Here is a 17,335-nt window from a genome sequence, read left to right as displayed (position 1 = left end):
TTCCCTGTAATATAGTACATTTACACCCATTTGATTCATTAATGTAGCTCTAGGCTAAACAATTGATTATTCAAATTGGGTTAATCCAATATTAACCTGTATTTCTCATACCTGTTGCTATGCCCGCCATCGTTACCATCAATAACTGTTCGTTATCAGGATGTTCAGGTTGTTGGCGTAAACGTTTCAATGCTTCTATTTGTATTAAATGTAACGGCGCTAAATAACCTCTACGTAATTCAAACGAGCTGAAATTCCATTGATCGTTTTGCAGCAATGTATCTTGTGCTAATAAATTCAATAATGTTTTTTTATCGGCAGCAAGTTGTTCACGTAACTCTGCACCCATGTATTTCAAGTCATCGTCAACAAGTGCCTCATCATATAAGGCTGAAACTTGTTCGTCAGACTTGGTATAAAGCATTTCGGTAAGCGAAATACGCGACTTAAAGTAAGGCCAGCTTTCTAACATGTCGTGAATTACGCTTGAATTATCTTGATAGGCTTTTTCTATAGCGCCACCTAAACCTAACCAGCTAGGTACAACAAGACGATTTTGACTCCATGCAAATATCCAAGGAATTGCGCGAAGTGACTCTATGCCGCCGTCTGATTTACGTTTACTAGGACGTGAACCTAAAGGCAATGACGCTAGCTCTTGCTCTGGCGTTGCTTGTCTAAAGTATTTAACAAAGTTTTTATTGGTTTGTACATAAGAGCGATAAATATCACAGCTATCGTTTGCCATTTCGTCCATTAGCTTTCGCCATTCTGCCGTTGGCGCAGGTGGTGGTGTTACTAAACATTCTAAAATAGCTGATGCATACAAATGCAAGCTACGAGTTGCTAAGTTAGGTAAGCCAAACTTATAACGTATGGTTTCACCTTGTTCAGTAACACGTAAACCACCATCTAAAGAACCTGGAGGTTGCGAGGCAATAGCGGCATGTGCAGGTCCGCCGCCACGGCCAATTGTGCCGCCACGGCCATGAAATAATTTTAGCTTAATGTCTTTTTCTGCAAATACTTCAACCAGCTTTTCTTGACATTGGTATTGCCCCCAAGTTGCTGCCAATACACCTGCGTCTTTAGCTGAATCACTGTAACCTATCATTACGTGATGTTGTTGTTCACAATATTCTTTATAGCTCTCTAATGTAAATAGCTCGGCCATTACTGCTGGCGCATTATTTAAATCTTCTAACGTTTCAAATAATGGTGCTATTGGCATTTTCCAGCTTACGCCAGAAGCTTTTAGTAATAAATTTACCGTTAAAATATCACTAACTTGACTCGCCATTGAAATAATATAAATACCAAATAACTCAGCAGGTTGTGATGCAATCATCGCGTAAGTGTCTAACACTTCTTGAGTATCGGCAGACCACTGTTTTTTAGGAAGTAATGGGCGAGGGTTTTGTATCTCGTCAACTAAAAAGGCTTGACGCTTTTTCTCATCCCATGCTGCAAAGTCGCCCATGTTTAATGCTTGGGTTATTTCTGCAACAGCAGCTTCATGGCGCTCGCTGTGTTGGCGAATATCTAACCTAACCAGAGAAATACCAAAACAATTTACTTTACGTATCATGTCTACAACTAAAGAGTTGGCTACGTTTTTTAAGCCAACAGACAATAAGCTATCGCGACAAGCAATGAGAGGTAATCTAAGTTGATCAGAGCTATTTAGAATACCTTGAGTTTCGCCTTTGTTTAGCTGCTCGATACTCAGTTTTAATAATTCGATAACGTGTTTTAACTGAGTACGGTAAGGTCCTACACCATTTACGTCTGCTTCAAGTAATTCTTCTGATGCTTTACGCATTGAAAGCTCTAAATATAAGCGTTCAAAATCAATAAGGTAAAGTTTTGCTGCCGTTAGCCTAGCATTCAGTAAAGCTTGTTCACTTAATTTAGCGGTAACAAATGGGTTGCCGTCTCTGTCGCCCGCCATCCAACTCGCCATAGTGATTGGGTTGTAATCAATAGGTAAGTCTTTTTGGGTTAAGTCTTGGCTTAATTGGTTTAACTCTTTTAAAAACTGAGGCACAGCAAACCAAAAACTATTAGCAATAGTGTTTAAACCCCAACGCGATTCGTCTAACGGAGTAGGGCGTTGCTGGCGAATTTCATCTGTGTACCAAGCTTGTTCTACTAGCTCAGTAATACGAGGAGACGACGCGTTGTTATTATGATCAAGTTCATGAGCAATTTGATTATATTTATGAATAAAGGTTCTGCGATTAACTTCGGTAGGGTGCGCAGTTAATACCAACTCTATGTGAAGCTTTTCTAACGCTTGGGTAAATTTTTCAGCCGATACGTTGCCAAGCTTTTCTTTTAAATCTTCTAGCGGATGTGCATGATCTAGCTCATCTAACCCTTGTGGGCTAGTGGTGTACTGTTGCTCAGCCACATTCGCTAAATTTAAAAATTGGCTAAAAGCTCGGGCATAAATTAATAAGTCAGCTTCTGAGCAGTTTGAAATAGTTTGTTGTAATTGCTCAACTATACTGGCATCACCCGCGGTTATGTCTCGACCTTGCAGTCGCATTTTTTCAATATTTTCAAGCCATTGAGCGCCTTGCTCATCAGCTATGGTTTGTCCTAGTAATGTACCTAATTCGCGCACATTTTGTTGAATGTTTTCTAACATACCAGCTCCTTTAAAAAAATTTTAATTTATACAGCGATGAATAAGAATTTAATTTATATATTTGTTATATATTTGGCTGCACCAGTATAAAGCTCGATGCCCCAAATAACGTTGAAACTAAAGCTAATAGCCAGTGAAGCAAATAAAGCCTGAGCAACATTGGCTTCAGGGTGGGCTTGCTCAAACACTGCTGGTACTGCAATGTATGAGGCACTTGCACCCAATACTGTTAATAAAGCGGCACCACCATGACTTAAACCAATTAGCCATGCCACAAATAACGCAATACTTGCGCCAATTATAGGCATTGCGATCCCAAAGCAAATAATGAAATATTTATTTGGGCCAATATCTGAAATTTTGCTACCTGCTAATGCGCCCATATGCACTAAATATAAGGCTAGCATTACGCTAAACATAGGCTTTAAATTGTTTGTCATAGGCTGAGAAATATCGCCATATAAAGTACCAATCAGCATACCTATTACAATTAACACTAAGCTTTTGTGAGCTAATATCGTTTTAACATCTAATTTATGTTGCTTGTCGCTGAGTAAATATAAACCCAGAATAATTGCGGGTAATTCAAGTAAAGCAACAAATAAGTTAAGGGTTAGTTCATAGCTAATACCTTGCATTTCTAGAAAGCTTACTGCTACAGCAAAAGTACCCACACTCACTGAACCATAATGAGCCGCGAGTGTTACAGAATCATTTTTATTTAATTTTGAACCGATTTTAATAAACATTAATGCGGCGAATGTTATAACCAACCCCATGACTATAACTAAGCTACTTTCTCCTATTAACGTTAAACTCGCGTTTGACGAAATTGCTTGCCCGCCTTTTAAACCAATCGTTATTAATAGAATATAAGTGATTAGTTGGTAAGCGGCATCAGGTAGCCTTAAGTCAACTGAAAAACGTTGTGCTATGAATGCTGTTATAAAAAAGAAGGCTAATATGTCAGGGAGAAATTGAGCCATAACCGTAAAAACTATTCATTAATATAAATGTAGGCGTATCATAATTTGCTTTATTAATAATAAAAAATATATAATTTTTATTGAAAGTATATACATATGTCTATACTTTTGGGTGTAAAACCTTTTTAAGGAATATTATGTCGAATAGAATGCCCACATTGCGCCAACTGCAAATATTTTTAGCGTTAGCCGAACATAAAAATATTTCTAAAGTTGCTGAAGCCTTGCATATATCTCAGCCTTCGGTATCTATTCAATTAAAAAACTTAACTGAAGTGCTTGAGTTGCAGTTGTATCACGTTAATGGCCGAAGTATTGAGTTGACTGAAGCGGGCGAAGCGGCCTTGAGCACAGCACGCGAAATGTTTTTTGGCTTGAATAAGCTACAAATTGAATTAGATAACTTAAAAGGGATAAAATCAGGTGTTTTAAAGCTGGGGGTAGTGTCTACCGCTAAATACTTCTTACCTATTTTACTGGGGCAATTTTGTAAGCGTTATCCGCTAATTGATGTTGAATTAAATGTAGGTAATCGTCAAAAAATCATTCAACGCTTTAATCAAAATAAAGATGATTATTACGTATTTAGCCAATGCCCAGATTCAGACAATTTAATAGCCGAACCTTTTCTAGATAACCCGCTAGTGGTTGTTGCGCCAGTTAATCACGAATTAACGCAAAAAATGCCTATTAGTTTAAATCGATTGTCTCATTATCCTTTTTTATTGCGGGAATTAGGGTCAAGTACACGACGTTGTATTGACGACTTTTGCAAACTCCATAAGTTAAAGCTTAAAGCTAAAATGACTATTGAAAGTAACGAAGCCATTAAGCATTCAGTAGCTTCTGATTTAGGTTTGTCTATTTTAAGTAGTCACACCTTAGACTATATGCAAGAGGTGAGCTTAGCTCGATTAGATGTTGAGCATTTTCCAATACAAAGCCATTGGTATTTAGCGCGCACCAAAAACAGAAACCAAACAGTATTGGCTGAGCTGTTTTATCAGTATTTACAAGAAGAAGGTTTAACCTTATTGCAGAAGAAAATAGCGGCTAACAGGAAAAATGGAGCAAGTATCGATAAAGGCGTTAGGTAAGTGTATTCGTTGGATAATAACCCTCATGTTATTTAGGTTTTTCTTCAATCATTCAATTAGGTTCTCTTTGAGTTAAAGCAAATAACACGCTCTAGTTGTATTTGATTTTCAGTAAATTATCTTTTTTTTTCATCAAATTTTAATCACATTCATGAAAAGTCATAGCAACAATTGATAGGTAGCTAGCATAACTCAATGAAATAAATTTTTACATTAATGTGAAATTTATTTACAACGTGTGCAACTATTTTAATTTGTTGATTTTAAACAAAATTACTGTTTTTTAAGGCCTGTTTATTATGTAAATAAAAGTAAAGAATTATAAATTTTTACTTTTACAAAGAACTTAAAAGATATTAATAACGTCTACGTCGTTAAGCTAAAAGTATGTCGTTTTAGCTATCCATTCGTTGTTTTGTTGCTATTTTATAAGGTTTATTAATGAATATAGAAAAAAGTTTTAATTTGAGTGTTAGGTCTTGGTTTCACTCAGTGTCTATCGTTTTTATAAGTGTAATTTTACTTTCTGCATGTGGTTCAAGTGATGAAGAGGATACAATTGGTAATTTAAGATTTTATAACTTGTCGGCTAATTCTCCGGCTATATATTTAACGATTGATGAAGACTTAACCGATGAAGATGAAGATGCTTATGAAAAAACATACTCAGGTGTTAGTTTTAAGTCTTTAAGTGGTATTTCAAGTGTTGACACTGGAAATTATGCTTATGAAATCGCTTTTCAAAATGATGATGGAAAATCTAGGGATGACTTAGAAATTTTATTAGAAGGAAATGTAAACATTATTGAAGAGTCAACGAAATTATTAGTGTTGAATGGTGATGTTAATGCGCCTGAATTACTCTCTTATGACGTTGCTGTAATTGACGATGAAGATGATATCGATGATGATTTATTTAACATACAAGTGTTGAATATGTTTGAAAGTGATAAAGATATTAGTATGTATTTCTCTAAAGACGATGAAACCTTCAACGAAGCTGTATTAGTAGGGCAAGTTAGTTATAAAGCGTTGCTAGATAATCAAAAGTTTGATCAAGATTCTTACATTATGTATTTGGTTGATACTGATACTAATGAAGTGGTATTTGAATCAGACGAAATCGACTTTGCTTTTCCATCTCAATACATTCTTTCAATAAGAAAAAGTACTACAGACAACGGTTCTCCTTATGTTGTTGATTTGATCTCTAACTCTTCTATTACAGAATATATTGATGTAAATACTCAAAGTACTTTTAAAGCATTTAACGCAATTAAAACGCATGATTTATTACCTGATTATCAAGGTGATTTAATATTTCACATTGAAAACCTTACTCACTCGGCCACTATCAATTCTTTTTCTTACGGTACGTTTAGTGAAGAGCTTGTACAAGAAAATGGAGACTACAGCATATCGCTAACAACTCCTGAAACGAACAGCGTTATTATTGAAAATCATTTATTAACCTTGCCAGAAAACTCGGATAAAACAGTATTCTTTTATTTACAAGAAACGAATGTTGATGATGACGGTGACGGTGACGTTGATGAAAATAACGATGGTATTGTTGATGAGGTTGAAGTTTCTATTCATTCGTTAGCAATTAATAATACAAATGTTAGTAATATTTATGATCATAAAATAACGACTATTAATTTCATCGAATCAGATGACTTTAGTTTTGTGAAGGTGTATTTCGTAAGAAATAATGAAATGATTAGTTCTACTCCTAATAGTCAACTTGTTTCTTATGGCCTTTCAGGTTCAATTACCTTATTAAATAATACGTATACTGTGTATGTCGTTGCACAAGATGATACAAGTGAATTGATTTTAACTAGTTTTGAAGTTGTGTTAAATGAAGACTCTAAACCTCAATTTTTAGTGTTAGAAAATGATGACTCTACGCCTTCAGGTTACCGAGCTACATTTGCTGAACAGTAATTAATATAGGTTTAGTAACTATGAATTTTCATAAACGTATCTTGATTTTAAGCGATAATATAACTGATGAAACGCGAGAGCAGTCAATATTGTTTCATTGTTTAAAAGCAAGGTACACCGAGTTAATTCACTGTTCTTCATTGGTTGAACTAGCTAAACAGGTGATGGCTAATTCGTTTGATTTGATTTTTATTGATATACAGAAATCAAGTGACTACTTAGTTGATGTAATTAAGTATATTCGGAAAAAAACACCTCTAGTTATATGGGCCTTGATTGATGGCGTGAAAGAAGATGCCTTAGTGATATTTAAAGCTGGGGCTGATAACTGTTTAAGAAGAAGTCTTCATAAAGAGGAAATATTAACGCGAATTGAAGCTTTTTTTCGACGAAAACAGCTTGACCTGATAATAGGTGGAAAAAATCAACTGCAGTTACAACCTTTTCTATTATGCCGTGATAAACGTGAACTTTATTATCACGGCAATTTAGTTGTAACAACAGGGATAGAATTTGATTTATTGAATCTATTAATGACGAATCATGGTGAAATTGTTTCTCGAGAAGACATAGCACAGAGTGTTTTTAAACGTAATGTCTTGTATTGTAGCCAAAGTATTAATATGCATATTTCTAATATTAGGCGCAAGCTACGTACTTTAAATAACAGCGCTACCATTAAAAGTATACGCGGTAACGGATACATTCTTGTGTTAATTAATGATTCAATTACGAACAATGACCTACCGAATACAAATCTAGAAGTTACATAATAAAAAGTGAGTAGAATAAAATAAGAGGTAAGGTTTAGATATTACTTCTTATTTTACTCACATTAACCAGTTAGTCATTTATAGCCGCTTTAATGACCAACCACATCGTTACTATCCTTTATTCTCCCTATAAAATAGCTGAATTCATTAACGTATTTAGCATTATTTATTACCACAATTTATTCATTAATTAACGCTCCTTCATCAGCCTTTCGTTTGATATACATAGAGTTGTATAGACCCATTAATATATTTTTTTTAAAAATCGCTTATATAAATAAATAATTACTACAATCTAAATGATATTGGTTTGCATTTAGATTAATGTTGCTCTAAAATGCGCGCAATTAAAAATAAAACATTAATGAAATACAGGATCTCTCAAATCATGAAAGCAAACCAAAATAATAAATTAACGCTAGGTGCTCAAGCAATTACAGCTGCACTCGTTTTTTCTAGCGGTAGTTTATACGCAGAAGATGTTAAGGATAATTGTAAAGATGATGGATCAACTAAATGTGAATTAAATCAGTCTAAAAAAGCGATTGAATTAATGGAAGTTCACGGAGTAAGAACTTCAGTTTATTTACACGATGAGTCAGGTGATTTACGCCGTACGCTACCACTTGTCGACACGCCTCAAATGATCACGGTATTAACACAAGATCAATTGTTAGAAGCAGGTAAAACTGACCTTAAAGATATTTTATCAGCACAAGCGGGTATTACATTAGGTACAGGTGAGAACGGTAATGCGTTTGGTGACCGTTACATTATTCGTGGTCACGAAGCGCGTAGTGATGTGTTTGTTGATGGTTTACGTGATCCAGGTATGAGCACGCGTGAAAGTTTCGCCACTGAACGTGTTGAAATTACTAAAGGTCCAAGCTCAACATTTGCTGGTCGTGGTTCTTCTGGTGGTGCTGTAAACAGTGTTACTAAAAAAGCTTCTGTAAACTATAACTTTGGTCGTGTAGATGCAGGTTTAGGTACAGATGAATACCAACGTGTAACGTTAGATTATAACTTACCACTTTCTGAAAACTCTGCTGTTCGTATTAATGCATTAACATCAGATAAAGATAAGCCAGGTCGTGAAGGTGCATCAAGTGAACGAAATGGTGTGCAATTATCAGGTGTATATTTACCAACAGCTAACTTATCGTTTATTGCTGATGGTTACTATTTAGACGCTGAAGATATTTCTGACTTAGGTAGCTACTTTAATCGTGATACGCGTGAACCTGTTGAAGATATTCCTGTTTATGCTCAAGACGAAGATTTCTTAAAATCTAAAGTAAAAACATTTACGTTAAGAACTGAATATGAAGTAAACGATAATGTTTCAATCTACAATGCAACGCGTTATGGCGAAACAAGTAATGGTTACATTACTACAGGTGCAAGTGGCACTTCGCGTGCGGATTCTGACCCAGTTGCTCCAGGTGCAGAGACTGTATCTTTAAGTTCTCATAATGGTTACCAAGATGTTCATTATGTTAGCACTCAGTTCAACTTACTTTTAAACACTGAACTATTTGGTTTAGAGAATAACTTTGTTTTTGGTTTTGAATATACAGATGAAACAGTTAAAAACGGTGCGTATAACCTAGGTTACTCAAACGCAACTAATTGTGTAACAAATGGTCGTCGTGGGGCATCTGATAGTTTCTGTATTGTTGATGGTGCAGGTGATTTCATAGAAAACATTAATCAAGTAATGGGTAGAACATACGAAGATAAAGGTCTTGATTCAATTAACGATATTGAAACGGTTTCTTTCTATATGATCGATACTTTACATGTAACTAATAAACTTGACGTATATTACGGACTTAGAGCTGATAGCTTTGATTTTGATGGTCAAACGATAAGTGATGGTGTTGCAACTCCTTATGTTTATTCAGACACTATGTACAATGGTAACATCGGCGTAATTTACGACTTCTCTGAAGATGTTAACGTTTATGTAAACTACAGTACTGCAACTAACATTAACGGTGGCGAGTCAGACTTAGGTGCAAACTGTGGTTACGGTGGTATCTGTGGTGACCCTTCACAAGTAAAAGATTCAAAACCAGAGCGTGTACAAAACTTTGAAATTGGTACTAAAGTAATGATTGATGACAATTACTTACTTTCAGCGTCAATTTTCCAAATTACTAAATCTGACGTAATGGAAAGCTTAGGTGAAGATGACTATTCTGCTCTAGGTTCATTAAATACGGGTGAAAACAAAGTAAAAGGTATTGAAGTAGGTTTAGTTGGTAACATTACTGATGCATTAAGCGTACAATTTTCTGCAACAATTATGGATTCTGAAGTAACAGACTCTTATACTGAATATCCAGAAATTGCAGATCCTACAGAGAATAGTAATGTTGGTTTAGCATTAAGTAACTTTGCTGAAAAGAGTGTTTACTTACAGTTACGTTATGAAATAAACGACTCATTTGTAGTAGGTGGTGATTACGCTTACCAAAGCGAAATGTATGCTGGTCAACCTGATACTGCTGCTGGTTACGATTTTGTTAACAACCAATACAGCATTGTTGTTCCTAGCTACCAAGTTGTTAACTTATTTGCTAACTACTATGCCACTGAAGCGTTAACGTTTAGATTAAATATTGGTAATGCATTCGATGAAACATACTACACTGCAGCATATCGCTCTGGTTCGTTTATGTATCTTGGTAATGCTGCTAATACTAAACTAACAGCAACATACGAATTTTAATTTAGAGAAAATAAATGATTGTTATTGATAAAATTTTATCAACTGAAGAAGTAAATACTTATAGAGAGATACTCGCCAACGCTCCTTGGAACGACGGTAGTAAAACAGCTATGGGAATGGCAGCTTCGGTAAAAAATAACAATCAAGCTGATGCCAGTAATACTCATGTGCGTCAATTAGCTAATCAGCTATTGTCGCGCATTGGCGAAACACCCAAACTGGTATCAGCTGCTTTACCTCACAAAATATTTCCACCTTGTTTTAATCGTTATAGTGAAACTGAAGAGTATGGTTATCATGTAGATGCCGCAGTAATGCGAATTCCAGATACTAATGAAGTAATTCGTAGCGACATATCAATGACCACATTTTTAAGTGAGCCTGATGAATACGAAGGCGGCGAACTCATTATTTCTACTGAATTTGGTCAACAATCAATCAAGCTTCCTGCAGGTTATGCCGTTGTTTATCCGTCAAGCAGTTTACATAAAGTAACCGCTGTAACTAAAGGCCAGCGCGTAGCTGCGATTACTTGGATGCAAAGTATGATCTCAGAATCGAGCATACGTCAAAATTTGTATCAGCTAGATCAAACTATTCAAACGCTTATTCAAGAAGGTAAAACCTCAAGAACAGAGTTAGATAACCTACATAACGTTTATCACAACTTAATACGCCAGTTTACTCAGCTGTAAAGTATCCCTTTAGCGTTGAAAAAAATAAAGCTACCCATTTCATATTAAAACCTACAGTTAATTAACCTCAACTCGGGTTAATGAATGTTAGATAATGAATTAAAAATCTTATTTATCAAAACCTTAATCTGTATCGTTGTTTTCCTAAGTTATATTAGTCTCTCAACATTGATATTTTTGTGTATAACAAGGCTAATTTTTCTATCTAATAGCTGGCTATTAGTAATAAATTCAACGAAGTTAGGCATAAAAATAGCTTGTTGAGTAACTTTGCTTATCCCGAGCTGAGGTTAATTAATAAACACAGCAGTTGTTAATGCTGGTACATAAAAACCATTGGTATTTGAACGACTTTGTTTCACTGCTTTGTCAGCACCACTCTGTTGAATAGGGTGAAGTTGATAGGTGTTTGCTGCTTCAAAAGGAACGAATTGCTCAGTTGAGTTTGTATTGAAAACTACCATAAGGTTATTAATGTTTTCGTCTAGCTGAACAGGGTTATCATCATCTGAAATTTGCATTACCACTAAGCCAATTTTTTGCTCTTTACCGGTATTATGAAAAGTTAACCTATCGATAATGTCATGTGCAGAGGTTAATCTAAATAATGGCGTGCTCATTCTCAGTTTAATAAAATCCATAAATACGTTAGCACTAAATTTAATATGCTTAGCTGATACGTGATCTTTACCATCGTTTTGTTTTAATAGCTGGGTGATCATGCTCCAATTTTCTTCATCTTTGTCTTTTGGTGGCAGTCCAACATTATAAAAGTTTGTTGCTTTACTAAAATCTACACGGTTAAACCAGTCACTATAATCGTAACTATCGCGTAAAAATGATTTTGATCTGAGTAACTCACTGCCCATATGCAAAAAGGGTATGCCTTGCGCTAATATAGTAAATGAAAGACTTTGTAGTTGCATACGAACGCGATCATCAGTTGAAACATGGTAGGCGATACGATATTGGTTGTTGTCCCATAAGGCTTGATTATCGTGTTTAGAAACGTAATTAATGGTGTCGGCAGGATCTAAAGCGTAGCCTGTGGGTTGATCTCCGTAAGGAATATCTTTCCCAATAACTGTATCTCCATGGCGATTAATAAGAGGATAGTTTGCTAAATTGCCCGCTAAACCAATTCGGAGTTGGTCCATCATTACATAGTATTGTGCAAGGTCGTTAGTTTGTAACTCGTTAGGAATGCTAGCAAGGCCGTTGCCAATTCCTTGACTTTTTCTGTGTCCTTCACCAACGGCGTTAAAGGCGCCACCGCGAACAGCATCACGTAATCTATCGGTAAAAGTGCCTATTTCAGTGCCTGCTAGTTCAAGCTGGCTGGCTTGTACAAATTGTTGATTATTCGCAACTTCACCAAAATTCCAACCTTCACCATAAAAATAAGTATCAGGGTCAACTGTTTTAACGGCTTCTCTTGCGGCTAGCATTAAAGCTTTGGGTTGATGCGCCATTAAATCAAACCGAAAGCCATCTATTTTATAGTCTCTTGCCCATACAACTAACGAATCTGTCATCAACTTTGCCATCATTGTTCGTTCAGTTGCGGTATTGTCGCAACAGGTAGATTGCTCTATTTCACCGGTGTACGGATGTAAACGTTGATAGTAGTTAGGTACTATTTTGTCGAGTACGGAAGTAGGCGCTAATCCTGCTTTATGGGTATGGTTATAAACTACGTCCATAATTACTCTAAAGCCAAGGTTATGAATGCTTTGCACCATTTCTCTAAACTCAATAATACGGCTAACACCATCAGGGTTTAAGGCGTAGCTTCCTTCAGGAACCGTGTAATGAAATGGGTCGTAACCCCAATTGTAATTGTCGTATTCTCTCAATGCTGAAACAATAGCTTGGGCTTTATCGCTGGAAGGTGACAGTGTTGTTAAATAGCTGCCAATACTCATGCTTTTATCGGCATCAATTTCACAAATAGCCATTATTGATGTTTTTTTACAAGCTTCAGCTAGGCTGTTATCTAAACTGATCACTTCGTTACTGTTTTCGTTTACGGTGCCAATATCGAACGTTGGCAGTAAATGAATGTTGTTAATACCTGCGGCGTTTAGAGCTTTTAAATGCTGAATACCAAAAGAGTCATCAAGGGTAAATGCTATGTACTTACCTCTAATCGCTTTATTTGTAATGGCTTTATCAGAAGCACTAAAATCGCGAATATGAGTTTCATAAAAAATATTGTTTTCCGGAGCGCCAATAACAACATCTTGCTGTAACTCCCAATGTGTAGGTTTGGTATTAGCGGCATTTAAGTTAACTACTTGAGAATATTCGCTATTTGTTGAAAGGCTTAAAGAATACGGATCTGTTGTGGTAATTTGCTCCTGTTTATTGGTTTTGGGATGAAATACATTTAGGGTATATTGATAGAACTTTTCTGTTAAGTCTTCATTTACGGTAGCAAACCATATACCTGAAATTTTATCTTCGATTAGGTTAATTTTTTCGGTTTTATAAGGTGATTTATCATCATTAAATAGCAGTAATTCTACGGATTTGGCTGTAGGCGCCCAAATTTTGAATGTGGTTTTTGTGTGTGAAAGTGTAGCACCTAAGTCAGTCACTTCGTTAGCATCGTTTTCTGATGAGGTATATAAAACATCAAGTAACACGCCTGTTTGTACATAAGCCTTATGTACAAGTTTTGATTTTGAGTCAAAAGCCAATACAGCAAGCGGTGCCTTTAACCACTGCTTTATTTTTGCTTGGTTTATATTGGCTTTATTAACAAACGAAAGGCCTTGAAAAGACGCTAAATGGGGATGTTTTGCTATTACCGACTCTGGTACTGCAATCTTGCTTAAAGGGATATATTCTATTTTTTCATCATTTAAAACACCGAGTTTATAACTAAATAACGCGTTGATTTTAGGTATTAAAATAAGATTTGGAGATATCCAGTGGCTTGAATAGTCTGATGGTATCGTTGAAGCCTCTGCAAGTGAAATATTAACTGTGGCAGGTATGTTGTTATTTTTTTGGCAAGATAATATTAGCAACAAGCACAATACCGTGGTGATCAATTTAACCATTATTCATCCGTATACCCAATTCAGGTCGTTACATTATAGATGAGCTAAATTTACTTGTTTTTGGGTTTTTAAACATACCAATACATACGTATTCAACACTGGGATTTATAGGTGAAGATGGATTAAGCTTTTTAAATTCACAGTTTAAAAACGTATAAATTATTGCCAATATTTTATACGTTGATTTTATTTTTAATTATTGTTTTTAAAAGAAAAATAAATAATTTTGTTGGTGGTTTTTTTGTGTCTAATTACTTAAGCTATTATGATCTATCCATCATTTTTTGTATAGATAAGTTATGCAAAAGCCAAAATTCTCTCCGTGTATGAATACGTATGCAGCATATGTTCATCGGTAAAACAGCACTCTATATTAGTTTCATCCGATGAAAAGCGCGGATCATGAACATACACTTAATGCATCAGTTAAGGAATACTGACAATAATTAAAGCAGGGACGAATGGGGGAGATAAATAATTATGTTAAATTTTAAACCAAGTAAAGTTGCGTTAGCTATATTGTCAACGGGACTTGTTGCACTAAGCAGCCCAACATATGCGGCAGAAACAGAAAAAGCGGTAGAAAAAGAAGTAGAAGTTATTCAAGTTACCGGTATTCGAGGCAGCTTAATAAAATCTCAAGCAATTAAAATGAGCTCTAGCTCTATCGTAGAAGCTATTTCAGCAGAAGATATTGGTAAATTACCATCGACAAGTATCGCAGAATCCTTAGCTCGTTTACCTGGTGTTACAGGTGAACGCCGTAACGGGCGTGTAAGTGGCCTTTCTATTCGTGGTTTTAACGAAAACTACATTGGTACTACATTAAACGGCCGTGAATTACTCGGAATGGGTGAAAACCGCGGTGTTGAATTCGATTTATATCCAGCAGAAATTATTACCAATCTTATAGTCGCTAAAACACCTGTGGCAGGAATGATTACTCAGGGTATTGGTGGTAGCATCGACTTACAAACAGTAAGTCCGTTAGTTACAGAAGAGTCTATGGCAATTAATGCTGTATTTGAAAAAAACTCTATGGATTCAGCTAATCCAGATTATGACAATAAAGGTCATAAATTAGCATTCAACATGGTTGAAAAGTTTGCTGACGATACATTAGGTGTCGCGTTGGTTATTTCCTCTATAGAATCTCCGGCTCAAGAAGAGCAATTTCGTTCATGGGGTTACGCGAATGTAAATACTGATTCAGCGCGAAGAGCTACTGATACTGTTGATGTTCCAGCTGGTACCGTTGTATTAGGTGGACATGATTCATATGTACGTTCGGGATTACTGAAACGTGATTCTATTGCAGCAGTTATTGAATGGGCACCAAGCAATGATTTAAAATTTCAGTTTGATGCATTGTATATAGATTTCCAAGAGGAAGATAATCGTCGTGGTATTGAAGAAGGTATGGCTGAATGGGGCACTGGCGATTACAACATTACAGGTGTAGAAAACGGTGTTGTGACTTCAGGTTATACAGACGGTTTCCACTCTATTGTTCGTAACGATGTAAACAACACCGATGCTAAGCTAACAACATTTGGGCTTAACTTAGAGTACCAAATTTCTGATAACTGGATTGGTATTGCTGACTTTTCAACAGGTGATGTAGAGCGTTCTATAACGAATATGGAATCATATTCGGGCGTTGGTCGTGCTGGTATTGATGGACGTCCTTTAGCCGCTCGTTCATGGGAAATGACATCTAAAGGTGTAATGTTTAGCGACCACCCAAGTATATCAGGCGTAGATTTGACTGATCCTAGTGTTATTCAATTAGCTGGCCCACAAGCGTGGGGTGGTGGTCTGGCACCAATCGCAGATAGATTTGTTGATGACAACTTAAACTTTAATCATGCCCAAGATGGTTTTATAAACAAACCGATTACTGACGAGAAATTAAATAGTCTTCGTTTAGAAGTACAAGGTGTACTTGATTACGAATATGTGAAAGGTATATCTGCTGGCGTAAACTTTTCAGACCGCGAAAAAACACGTTCTAATACAGGGTATTACCTAACGGCTCCTAATTGGCCTGCATCAGCTCCAATTGACAATCCTTTAGGTGTAGCAAATTTAGACTTTATTGGTATTAACGGAATACTAGCTTATAACGCTATTTCATTGTTTGAAAATGGATTTTATACAGCTCACGATGCCTCAGAGCTTCAAACAGATCGTTTAGGTACTAGTTGGACTGTTAAAGAAGAAATTATAACGGCATTTGTTAAGTTAGATATTGAAGGTGAAATTGGTGATGTATACGTTACTGGTAACTTTGGACTTCAAGTTATAGACGTAGATCAGCAATCTGCTGGATATGATGTTTATATTGGTCAAGATACTACTGTAGTTTCTTCTGAAGTGATTGATGGAGATACTTATACTGATGTATTACCTACACTTAACTTAAGTTTTGAAATTGCAGAAGACGTATTTATTCGTACAGCCGCGTCAAAAGTTATGAGTAGAGCTCGATTAGATGATATGCGTTCAAACAATCAAGTGTCATTCAATTTCAACAATAGTTTTGTACTGAGTAATCAAATTGATCGAAGCCCTTGGTCGGGGTCTTCAGGGAACGCAAAATTAAAACCATTAGAAGCTAATCAATTTGATTTATCTTTTGAATACTACTTTGCAGATGATGGTTTTTTTGCAACAAGCTTTTATTATAAAGATTTAACTAACTGGCATCGTAACGGTATCGTCGCAACTGACTTTAGTGAATTTTATGTCCCAGGATACCACCAATCAAATGGTGAACATGACTTAGATAATGATGGTATTGCTGATGGTCCATTACCTCCTGTTCAATTCACAGGTGCTACAACATTTCGTGAAGATGGGTTAACTGGATTTGTACGTGGATATGAAATACAAGCAAGTGTTCCTCTTCGTTTAATAGACGACATGTTAGAAGGCTTTGGCTTTACTGGTAGTGCAACATTTATTGATGGTGAATTTGAAGACGGTACGGATGTTCCAGGTCTTTCTAAGGAAAGTTACTCTTTTACTGGGTATTATGAAATGAACGGCTTTGAAGCCCGTATTACTGGTACTAAACGTGACCGTTTCGCAACAGAAACTCGTGGTTTAAGTTTAGCTCTTACACAAATTGATGATGAGGGTGCAGAACTTTGGGATGCACAAGTAGGTTATGACTTTGGTAAAGGTGGTTTTGAACAGCTTGAAGGTTTAAGTTTATTCTTCTCTGGGCAAAACATTACAGGTGAAGATACCGTTCAACTTGATGCAAACGGCAATATTAATCAGTATCAGAGCTTTGGTGCTACTTATCAGTTAGGCATGCATTATAAATTTTAAGCCGTATGCATTGTTATGTAGTTAGCAAGTAAAATAA

Annotated in this window: 9 protein-coding genes; 6 read left to right on the top strand and 3 right to left on the bottom strand. The window is 35.9% G+C overall.

Translation table 11 applies throughout. The annotated features are described in order from the left end of the window. Positions 1 to 91 precede the first annotated feature (91 nt). Together ppc and AC0L5Q_RS11135 are read right to left on the bottom strand one after the other, a co-directional pair. Positions 92 to 2,653 (bottom strand): phosphoenolpyruvate carboxylase, encoded by a 2,562-nt coding sequence (ppc, locus tag AC0L5Q_RS11140; RefSeq protein WP_473607908.1) that lies wholly within the window; start codon positions 2,651 to 2,653, stop codon positions 92 to 94. Positions 2,654 to 2,706: 53 nt separating this feature from the next. Then, positions 2,707 to 3,639 (bottom strand): sodium-dependent bicarbonate transport family permease, encoded by a 933-nt coding sequence (locus tag AC0L5Q_RS11135; protein WP_473607905.1) that lies wholly within the window; start codon positions 3,637 to 3,639, stop codon positions 2,707 to 2,709. Positions 3,640 to 3,776: 137 nt separating this feature from the next. Between AC0L5Q_RS11135 and AC0L5Q_RS11130 the strand changes: the two genes are divergently transcribed. The 5 genes from AC0L5Q_RS11130 to AC0L5Q_RS11110 all read left to right on the top strand — a co-directional run bounded on the left by AC0L5Q_RS11130 (position 3,777) and on the right by AC0L5Q_RS11110 (position 10,891). Beyond that, positions 3,777 to 4,736 (top strand): LysR family transcriptional regulator, encoded by a 960-nt coding sequence (locus AC0L5Q_RS11130; RefSeq protein WP_473607902.1) that lies wholly within the window; start codon positions 3,777 to 3,779, stop codon positions 4,734 to 4,736. Positions 4,737 to 5,177: 441 nt separating this feature from the next. Beyond that, positions 5,178 to 6,686 (top strand): hypothetical protein, encoded by a 1,509-nt coding sequence (locus AC0L5Q_RS11125; protein WP_473607898.1) that lies wholly within the window; start codon positions 5,178 to 5,180, stop codon positions 6,684 to 6,686. Between the two features lie 20 nt (positions 6,687 to 6,706). After that, positions 6,707 to 7,459 (top strand): winged helix-turn-helix domain-containing protein, encoded by a 753-nt coding sequence (locus tag AC0L5Q_RS11120; protein ID WP_473607895.1) that lies wholly within the window; start codon positions 6,707 to 6,709, stop codon positions 7,457 to 7,459. 388 nt (positions 7,460 to 7,847) lie between these two features. Beyond that, positions 7,848 to 10,196, top strand: coding sequence for a TonB-dependent receptor (locus tag AC0L5Q_RS11115; protein ID WP_473607892.1), 2,349 nt, complete (start codon positions 7,848 to 7,850; stop codon positions 10,194 to 10,196). 14 nt (positions 10,197 to 10,210) lie between these two features. Further along, on the top strand, positions 10,211 to 10,891 hold the full coding sequence (locus AC0L5Q_RS11110) for a Fe2+-dependent dioxygenase (protein WP_473607888.1): 681 nt from the start codon (positions 10,211 to 10,213) through the stop codon (positions 10,889 to 10,891). 290 nt (positions 10,892 to 11,181) lie between these two features. Here AC0L5Q_RS11110 and pulA read toward each other — a convergent pair whose 3' ends face one another. Further along, positions 11,182 to 13,959, bottom strand: a complete 2,778-nt coding sequence (gene pulA, locus AC0L5Q_RS11105) for a pullulanase-type alpha-1,6-glucosidase (RefSeq protein ID WP_473607884.1) — start codon at positions 13,957 to 13,959, stop codon at positions 11,182 to 11,184. Between the two features lie 480 nt (positions 13,960 to 14,439). On the opposite strand from pulA, the gene AC0L5Q_RS11100 reads away from it, so the two are divergent. Beyond that, positions 14,440 to 17,298 (top strand): TonB-dependent receptor, encoded by a 2,859-nt coding sequence (locus AC0L5Q_RS11100; RefSeq protein WP_473607880.1) that lies wholly within the window; start codon positions 14,440 to 14,442, stop codon positions 17,296 to 17,298. The last annotated feature ends 37 nt before the right edge of the window (positions 17,299 to 17,335 follow it).

The organism is Pseudocolwellia sp. G5-9 (genome assembly GCF_055808995.1).
This window is presented reverse-complemented; position numbering and strand designations above follow the sequence as displayed.